Annotated in this window: 2 protein-coding genes; one reads left to right on the forward strand and one right to left on the reverse strand. The window is 66.0% G+C overall.

The window, feature by feature from the left end; translation table 11 throughout:
- Nucleotides 1-1,252 (reverse strand): hypothetical protein (locus ACE3S9_RS18840; protein ID WP_374548011.1); only part of this gene is annotated, 1,252 nt, incomplete at its 3' end.
- A 274-nt stretch (nt 1,253-1,526) separates the two neighbouring features.
- Between ACE3S9_RS18840 and ACE3S9_RS18845 the strand changes: the two genes are divergently transcribed.
- The coding region (locus ACE3S9_RS18845) for a toll/interleukin-1 receptor domain-containing protein (RefSeq protein ID WP_374548012.1) at nt 1,527-2,185 on the forward strand (659 nt) is incomplete at its 3' end.

Here is a 2,185-nt window from a genome sequence, read left to right on the forward strand (position 1 = left end):
GGTTCTTGATCTTGGTTTCCTGCAGCGCCGCGATCAGAAAATCCTCCCTGCTCTGGCGCAGCAGGATGGGCGTCGACTCCGTGAGCAAGGGATTGGCCGGCCGGCGGAGCGCCAGGGCGGCGGCGACCGCGTCGGCGCCGTCGAGCAGGATCACGACCAGATGAGGCGGACCAAAGGCCGCGACACAGACCTCGGCGTCCTGGTCGCTCGGAAGATTGGACGGGCCGGCGTCGAGAATCTCGATGCGCACGATCAGATCGAGATCCGGATGGGCCGCCAGCCAGGGCGTGATCGACTCGCGCTCCTTGGCGTCCAGCACCAGGGTGAGCGTCGGCCGCTCCGTCGGATGGTCCTGAAGCGCGACGATCAGCTGACTCAGCGCCTGTTCCCAGCGTCCCTTGAGGCCCAGCACCATGGCGTGGCTCGGGGCATTATGGTCGCTTTTCGTGAAAGCCGGCGCATAGCGCGCCAGTTCGATCCGCAGCCCGTCGCGATCCGGGCACAGGCGATGGTAGCGAACGCCGTGACGCCGCGCGACGCCGTCGAGCGCGGCGTCGAGTTCGGTCGCCAGGTCCTCGCGGTCGATCTGCACGGCGAGCGCCAGCGGCGGACGATTCTCCGCGCGTCCCGCCACCGCGCGCACCCCGAGCATGCCGAGGTTGATGTTCTCCAGATCGTCCGGCCCGACGACGAACAGAGCCGCGGCTTCCGTCAGATTGACGGATTTGAAGGTCGAGACTTGCCTCAAATCGGCTTCGACGACTGTCAGGCCCAGCCCTTCGAGCGTCTCCCGGCGGGCGGTCTTATAAAGGGGCGCGACGGCGACCACCTGGCGCTTCCCCGCGACCAGCGCGTCGAGCGCGCCTTCCGACATCTGAGCGTCGCCGAAGACGACGACATGGTCTTGCGTATGCGGCAGCATCGCCAGCCGCAGCGGCCGCGTCACGCCGCCGAGCAGGATATGGAAGGTCGCGGAGACCGCGACGAGCGGCACAAGGAGCCGCGCCCATTGCAATTGCCAGGGGATTCCCGTGTCGAACGAGGTCGGGAAATGCAGCGTGATGAGCTGGACGGTGCGGAAGAAATTGTTGAGCACGCCCGCCCAGTCGTGCGCCGGAGACTGGATCGACCATCCCCAGAGCCCGAGAATGAGCGCCACGGCGCCGAAGAAGAACTGCAGGAAGGCGCGATTCTTGCCGACATAGGTCGAAAAGCGAAGGGCGAGGCGCGTCACAAGGGCTAGAACATTCATCGTCTCGCCTGGAGTCGGAAACGAACGTCGCGTCAAAATCGGGATTTTGCTCTTGCCCCGACGCCGGGCTTCGAGTCTCCGATCCGCCTCGAAGGCGAACCTTCGTCACAGCTAAACCCAGCTTTCGCACAAACTCAACCGGGCGCGGAGGGCGACCAAGGGTCGCTCCGGAGCTTGCGGACGGCGTCGTTCCCCCTTGCCTGAACTGAGCCGCGCGGGCAAACTCCAGAATTAGCCCTGCCGCCCGGAAAACCGTTCAGAGAACCGGAATTTCATGCGCGAGAGACGTGTTTTCATCAGCTATTCGTCCAAGGATCTGCGCGCGGCGCAGCGCATTTGCGTGGCGCTGGAGCAACGCGATTGCCCATGCTGGATCGCCAGCCGCGACGTCGGCGCCGGCGAGAATTATCAGGAGGCGATCGTGCGCGCGATCGGACAGGCGCGCGTGATGATTCTGGTTTTTTCGGCCAATTCGAATGAATCGAAGGAAATCGCCAAGGAATTGTCGCTGGCGAGCCGGCAGAACCTGGTGGTGATCCCGGCGCGCACCGAAGATGTCGCGCCCTCGGGCGCTTTCGCCTATGAGATCGCGACGCGGCAATGGATCGATCTGTTTCAGGATTGGGACGCCGCGCTCGATGGAATTTCCGCGCGCGTTCGCGCGATCGTCGCCAGCCTCGAACCCGAAACGGAGACGCCGGACAACGGCGAGACGCGGGAATCCGTCGCGCGGCGGACCGAGCCGCCCCCGCCGCCATCGCCCCGCGGGAAATATGCCGCGATCGCGCTGAGTCTCGCCGCTTTGGCCGGGGGCGTCGGCTTTTACGCGTTGAAATCCGACAAGACGGCGAGCGTCTCCCCCGTCCCCGTGGCGCCGTCGCCGGCGGTCGCGCCGTCCCCCGCCGAGCCGCCGCAGGCGCCGCCAGCTGCCCC

The organism is Rhodoblastus sp., from assembly GCF_041915505.1.
Lineage (GTDB): Bacteria > Pseudomonadota > Alphaproteobacteria > Rhizobiales > Beijerinckiaceae > Rhodoblastus.